This is a genomic window from Myceligenerans indicum, from assembly GCF_016742955.1.
Taxonomy (GTDB): Bacteria; Actinomycetota; Actinomycetes; order Actinomycetales; family Cellulomonadaceae; genus Myceligenerans; species Myceligenerans indicum.
Map to the genome: position 1 here is coordinate 1 of NZ_JABBYC010000101.1, position 5,178 is coordinate 5,178.

4 protein-coding genes and 1 pseudogene are annotated in these 5,178 nt (G+C 74.0%); all 5 read left to right on the forward strand.

Features of this window, described 5'->3' with window-relative positions; translation table 11 throughout:
• Positions 1 to 847: carboxyl transferase domain-containing protein (locus HGK34_RS21890; RefSeq protein ID WP_280517991.1), on the forward strand; the 847-nt coding region annotated here is incomplete at its 5' end.
• A 13-nt stretch (positions 848 to 860) separates the two neighbouring features.
• On the forward strand, positions 861 to 3,086 hold the full coding sequence (locus HGK34_RS21895) for an acetyl/propionyl/methylcrotonyl-CoA carboxylase subunit alpha (RefSeq protein ID WP_201851484.1): 2,226 nt from the start codon (positions 861 to 863) through the stop codon (positions 3,084 to 3,086).
• Positions 3,087 to 3,162: 76 nt separating this feature from the next.
• On the forward strand, positions 3,163 to 4,314 hold the full coding sequence (locus HGK34_RS21900; RefSeq protein WP_201851485.1) for an acyl-CoA dehydrogenase family protein: 1,152 nt from the start codon (positions 3,163 to 3,165) through the stop codon (positions 4,312 to 4,314).
• Positions 4,315 to 4,406: 92 nt separating this feature from the next.
• Positions 4,407 to 4,925, forward strand: coding sequence for a MaoC family dehydratase (locus tag HGK34_RS21905; RefSeq protein WP_201851486.1), 519 nt, complete (start codon positions 4,407 to 4,409; stop codon positions 4,923 to 4,925).
• A pseudogene (locus tag HGK34_RS21910) lies at positions 4,922 to 5,068 on the forward strand (CoA ester lyase); the annotation flags it as partial. The gene HGK34_RS21905 and the pseudogene HGK34_RS21910, both read left to right, overlap by 4 nt.
• Positions 5,069 to 5,178: the final 110 nt, after the last annotated feature.

Below are 5,178 nucleotides of genomic sequence, written 5' to 3' on the forward strand. Positions count from 1 at the left end.
AGATGTGTATAAGAGACAGGTGAACCCGCGCCCGCAGCCGCCCGCGTCGGACCCGCAGGGCCTGTACGACGTCGTCCCCGTCGACGTCAACGCCCCCTACGACGCCCACGAGGTCATCTTCCGGCTGATCGACGCCGCCCCCGAACCGGGCCCCGACGGCCCCGTGCCCGACTGGCACGAGTTCAAGCCCGGCTACGGCACCACCCTCGTGACCGGCTTCGCCCGCCTGCACGGCCACCCCGTCGGCATCCTCGCCAACAACGGCGTCCTGTTCGGCGAGTCCGCGCTCAAGGGCGCCCACTTCATCGAACTGGCCGACCAGCGCGGCATCCCGCTGCTCTTCCTGCAGAACATCACCGGCTTCATGGTGGGCCGCGACGCCGAGGCCGGCGGCATCGCCAAGGACGGCGCCAAGATGGTCACCGCCGTCGCCTCCACCCGCGTGCCCAAGCTGACCGTGATGGTCGGCGGATCCTTCGGCGCCGGGAACTACTCCATGTGCGGGCGCGCCTACTCCCCGCGCTTCCTGTGGTCCTGGCCCGGGTCCCGCATCTCCGTGATGGGCGGCCCGCAGGCCGCCTCCGTGCTGTCCACCGTCAAGCGCGACCAGATCGAGGGCGCCGGCGGCACGTGGTCCGACGACGAACAAGCCGCCTTCGAGGCGCCCGTCCGCGAGTCCTACGAACGCGCCGGCAGCCCCTACCACGCCACCGCGCGCGGCTGGGACGACGGCATCCTCGACCCGGCCGATACCCGCCGCGTCCTGGGCATGGCCCTGGACGTGTGCTCCCGGGTCCCGTTCCACGACGCCGGCGCCACCGAGCGCTTCGGCCTGTTCCGGATGTGAGGGAGGGACCACCATGACCAGCCAGCCGCCCAGCCGCCCCGACGACACCGCGACCAGCCGCCCCGGTGTCCACCCGTCCGGCATCCGTCGAACCGCCACCGACCCGACCGGCCCCCGCCCCTTCGGCACCGTCCTGGTCGCCAACCGCGGCGAGATCGCCGTGCGCGTCATCCGCACCCTCCGGCGCCTCGGCATCCGCTCGGCCGCCGTCTACTCCGACGCGGACGCCGCAGCGCCCCACGTCCACCTCGCCGACACCGCCGTCCGGATCGGACCCGCCCCCGCGACGTCGTCGTACCTCGACATCGACGCCGTGATCGCCGCCGCCCGCACCACCGGCGCCGACGCCATCCACCCCGGCTACGGCTTCCTGTCCGAGAACCCCGCCTTCGCCCGCGCCTGCGCGGCCGCCGGCATCACCCTGGTGGGCCCACCACCCGAGGCCATGGAAGCCATGGCCGACAAGATCTCCGCCCGCGACCTCGTCGCCGCCCGCGGCGTCCCCGTCCTGCCCGGCACCACCGGCACCCTCACCGACGAGGAACTGATCGCCGCGGCCGACGACGTCGGCTTCCCCCTCATCGTCAAGCCCGCCGCCGGCGGCGGCGGCAAGGGCATGCAGGTGGCCGACGACGCCGCCGCACTCCCCGCCGCCCTCACCTCCGCCCGCCGCGTCGCCGCCGCCGCGTTCGGCGACGACACCCTCCTGCTCGAACGCTACGTGCCCCGCCCCCGCCACATCGAGGTCCAGATCCTCGCCGACACCCACGGCACGGTCATCCACCTCGGCGAACGCGAATGCTCCCTGCAACGGCGCCACCAGAAGGTCATCGAGGAAGCCCCCTCCGCGCTGCTCGCCGGCATGCCCGCACCGATCGCCGACGCCGTCCGCGCCCGCATGGGCGAAGCCGCCTGCGAGGTCGCCCGCGCCTGCGGCTACACCGGCGCCGGAACCGTCGAGATGCTGGTCCCCGGCGACGCCGCGGCCGGCGACGGCCCGCCCGACCCGGACGCGATCGAGTTCTGGTTCCTCGAGATGAACACCCGCCTCCAGGTCGAGCACCCCGTCACCGAGGCCGTCACCGGACTGGACCTCGTCGAGCTCCAGCTGCGCGCCGCCGCCGGGGAGGAACTCCCGCTCGCCCAGGACGACGTCGTCCTGCACGGCCACGCCGCCGAGGCCCGCGCCTACGCAGAGGTCCCCGCCCGCGGGTTCCTGCCCGACACCGGCACCGTCCTGGCCTACGCCGAACCGTCCGGCCCCGGCGTCCGCATCGACTCCGGGATCGCGACCGGCACCGTGATCGGCGGCGACTACGACCCCATGCTCGCCAAGGTCATCGCCCACGGCACCGACCGCGCCCAGGCCGTCGACCGGCTCGACGCGGCGCTCGCCGACACGGTCGTGCTGGGCCTGGAGACCAACACCGGCTGGCTGCGCGAACTCCTCGCCCACCCCGACGTCCGCGCCGGACGGCTCGACACCGGACTCATCGCGCGGCTCGGCGACCCGGCCGATCCCGAACCCGACGACGCCGACCGCACCGCGGCCGCGCGGGCGCTCGCCGCGGCAGGGCGGCCGGCGAGTTCCGGCCCCTGGACACTCGACGGCTTCCGCCCGGGTGCACCGTCCGAGCCCGTTCGCTACGAGGTCGCGGGCCGCCTGGTCACCGTGGACGGGCCGGTAACGGTGGACCGGCTGGTCGGGGAGGGCGCGCCGCTGCCGCGGGACCTCGCGGTCAGGCCGGACGGCCCGCCCTCACCCCACGGCCCGCCCTCACCCGACGGCCCGGCGACGTCCGGTGACGACTCGCCCGCGACCGTCGTCGTGCAGGAGTCCGGGCGTCCGGTCCGCACGGTCTGGCTGCACCGGGCCGGGCGCACCCTCGTTCTGCCCGCCCCGACGCGCAGGCAGGCCTTCGCCGCGCGGCGTGCGGCGCGGGCGGCGGCCGCCACAGGGGGCGAGACCGCGGGCCCGGACGTGCGTGCCGCGATGCCCGGCACGGTCGCCTGGGTGGCCGACGACGGCGAGGTCGGTGCCGGGGATCCGCTCGTGGTCGTGGAGGCCATGAAGATGGAGCATCCTCTCCTCGCCCCGCACGAGGGTGCCGCGACGGTCCGGGTGGTCGTGGGCGACCAGGTGCGGCGTGACCAGGTGGTCGCGACGGTGGCGGCGACCCCGCCCGCCGGTGACGAGCACCCCGCACCCGAACGTCTGGCCGACGCCGCCGCCCGCTGACAACACGAGAGAAGACCCCCCGGGCCCGCACAACCCTTGACGGTCCCGGTCGTTCCCGACACCCCTGGGAGGAATCATGAAGTACTTGCTCACCGACGAGCAGACCAAGCTGTACGACGAGGTGTGCCGCTTCGCGGACGAGGTCGTCGCACCGCGTGCCTATGACTACGACACGAAGCGTGAGCTGCCCGTCGACATCATCGCCCGGATGGGGGACATGGGGCTGTTCGGCCTGCCCTTCCCCGTCGAGTACGGCGGTCAGGGCAAGGACTACGTGTCCTTGTGCCTCGCGGTGGAGGCGATCAGCCGGGTGGACCAGTCCCTCGGGGTCACGCTGGAGGCCGGCGTCGGCCTCGGTGTCGTGCCGATCTTCCGGCACGGCAGCGACGAGCAGAGGAAGCGCTGGCTGCCCGACCTGCTCTCGGGCCGGGCGCTGGCCGCGTTCGGGCTGACCGAGGACGAGGCGGGCTCGGATGCGGGCGCCACGCGCACGACGGCGGTGCGGGACGGCGACGAATGGGTCATCAACGGCTCCAAGCAGTTCATCACCAACTCCGGCACGCCGATCACGTCGCTGGTCACGGTCACGGCGGTGACCGGGCGCAAGGAGAACGGCGGACCGGAGCTGACGTGCTTCATCGTGCCGACGGGGACGCCCGGCTTCGAGGTGGGACCCGCCTACGACAAGGTCGGCTGGCACACCTCGGACACGCATCCGCTGACGTTCACCGACGTGCGGGTGCCGCACTCGGCGATGCTGGGGGAGCAGGGCCGCGGGTACGCGAACTTCCTGCGGGCCCTGGACGAGGGTCGGGTGGCGTTCGCGGCCCTGTGCGCGGGAGCCGCGATCGGCTGCTACGAGCAGGCGCTGTCCCGGGCCAAGGAGCGCAAGGTGTTCGGCGAGCCGATCGGCGCGAACCAGCACGTCGCCTTCACCCTGGGCCGGATGCGGGCGCGGGCCCACTCGGCGCGCCTGGCGTGGATGGACGCGGCGCAGAAGCTCGTCGCGGGAGTCCCGTTCAAGGCGGAGGCGTCGCTGGCCAAGCTCATCGGCTCCGAGGCCGCGGTCGCCAACGCGCACGACGCCTCCCAGATCTGGGGCGGGTACGGTTTCCTCAACGAGAACGCCGTGGCCAGGCACTACCGGGACGCGAAGGTGCTGGAGGTCGGCGAGGGAACCACGGAGGTGCAGCTCATGGTGCTGGCCCGGGAGATGGGGCTGCAGTGACGGAGCCGACGACGTCGTCCGCCGCGCGCGGAGAGGCGGCGCGCGGCGAGCCGGGCCGGGAGATCCTGCAGCGGGGGCGGTACTTCGACGAGATGGAGGTCGGCGACCGCTACCTGCACCGCCCCGGCCGGACCGCCACCGAGGCCGACGACGTGCAGTTCACCACGCTGACCATGAACGGCCAGCCGCTGCACCTGGACGCGGCGTGGGCGGCGACCCAGCCGTTCGGCCAGCGGCTGATGAACTCGATGTGGACCCTGTCCACGCTGGTGGGCCTGTCCACGTGGCAGGTCACCCTCGGCACCCTGGTGGCCAACCTCGGGTTCCAGGAGGTCACGTTCCCCGCGCCGGTGTTCCACGGTGACACCCTGTACGGGGAGACGAACGTCCTGGCCAAGCGGGTGTCCGCGTCCCGGCCGGGGCAGGGGATCGTCACGCTGGAGCATGTGGGCCGCAACCAGGACGGCGTCGTCGTGGCCCGGGCGGTGCGTGCGGGCCTGTTCTGGACCCGGGAGGCGCACGAGGCCGCGGAGGCGCCGGACGGGCCGGCGCACGACCCCGCGAGCCCGGGCCACGCGGGCGGCACCCCGGATGCGGGGGAGGGGACGTGATCCCCGGACCAGCGCTCCTGTTCTGCCCGGCGGACCGGCCCGACCGGTTCGCCAAGGCGGCGTCCCGGGCCGACGGCGTCATCCTCGATCTGGAGGACGCCGTCGCGCCCGGGGCGCGCCCCGCTGCGCGCGAGGCGCTGGTCGAGGCAGGCCGCATGGCCCGGGAGGGCGGGACGGACGGTGCCCGGGAGGGCGGGACGGACGGTGCCCGGGAGCTGTCTCTTATACACATCTGACGCTGCCGACGATAAGG

Excerpts from the sequence above, each read along its gene's own strand:
- HGK34_RS21895 (WP_201851484.1), top strand. The coding sequence starts at position 861 with ATGACCAGCCAGCCGCCCAGCCGCCCCGACGACACCGCGACCAGCCGC.
- HGK34_RS21900 (WP_201851485.1), top strand. The coding sequence starts at position 3,163 with ATGAAGTACTTGCTCACCGACGAGCAGACCAAGCTGTACGACGAGGTG.
- HGK34_RS21905 (WP_201851486.1), top strand. The coding sequence starts at position 4,407 with ATGGAGGTCGGCGACCGCTACCTGCACCGCCCCGGCCGGACCGCCACC.